We start from the raw sequence: 958 nt of genomic DNA on the forward strand, positions 1-958 counted from the left end.
CACGTCGACTGCCCCGGCCACGCCGACTACGTCAAGAACATGATCACCGGTGCGGCGCAGATGGACGGCGCGATCCTGGTTTGCTCGGCTGCCGACGGCCCGATGCCGCAGACCCGCGAGCACATCCTGCTTGCCCGCCAGGTCGGCGTTCCGGCGATCGTGGTGTTCCTCAACAAGGTCGACCAGGTCGACGACGCCGAACTGCTCGAGCTCGTCGAGCTGGAAGTGCGCGAACTCCTGTCGTCCTACGACTTCCCGGGCGACGACATCCCGATCATCAAGGGCTCGGCGCTGGCCGCTCTGGAAGATTCCGACAAGAAGATCGGCGAAGACGCGATCCGCGAGCTGATGGCTGCGGTTGACGCCTACATCCCGACGCCTGAGCGCCCGATCGACCAGCCGTTCCTGATGCCGATCGAAGACGTGTTCTCGATCTCGGGCCGTGGCACGGTCGTCACCGGCCGCGTCGAGCGCGGCATCGTCAAGGTTGGCGAGGAAATCGAGATCGTCGGCATCCGCCCGACGACGAAGACGACCTGCACCGGCGTTGAAATGTTCCGCAAGCTGCTCGACCAGGGCCAGGCCGGCGACAACATCGGTGCGCTGCTTCGCGGCGTCAACCGTGACGGCGTCGAGCGCGGCCAGATCCTGTGCAAGCCGGGTTCGGTCAAGCCGCACAAGAAGTTCAAGGCCGAAGCCTACATCCTGACGAAGGAAGAGGGCGGCCGTCACACGCCGTTCTTCACCAACTACCGTCCGCAGTTCTACTTCCGCACGACCGACGTGACCGGCATCGTGTCGCTGCCGGAAGGCACGGAAATGGTCATGCCGGGCGACAACGTCACGGTTGACGTCGAGCTGATCGTGCCGATCGCGATGGAAGAAAAGCTGCGCTTCGCCATCCGCGAAGGCGGCCGCACCGTCGGCGCCGGCATCGTCGCATCCATCGTCGAGTAAT

Annotated in this window: 1 protein-coding gene; it reads left to right on the plus strand. The window is 64.7% G+C overall.

Annotation, left to right across the window (positions count from 1 at the left end):
• A partial coding sequence (gene tuf, locus JNB71_RS24230; protein ID WP_220374313.1) for an elongation factor Tu occupies positions 1-957 on the plus strand: 957 nt, incomplete at its 5' end.
• Between the last annotated feature and the right edge of the window lies 1 nt (position 958).

The organism is Rhizobium herbae (genome assembly GCF_019511375.1).
GTDB lineage: Bacteria > Pseudomonadota > Alphaproteobacteria > Rhizobiales > Rhizobiaceae > Pararhizobium > Pararhizobium herbae_A.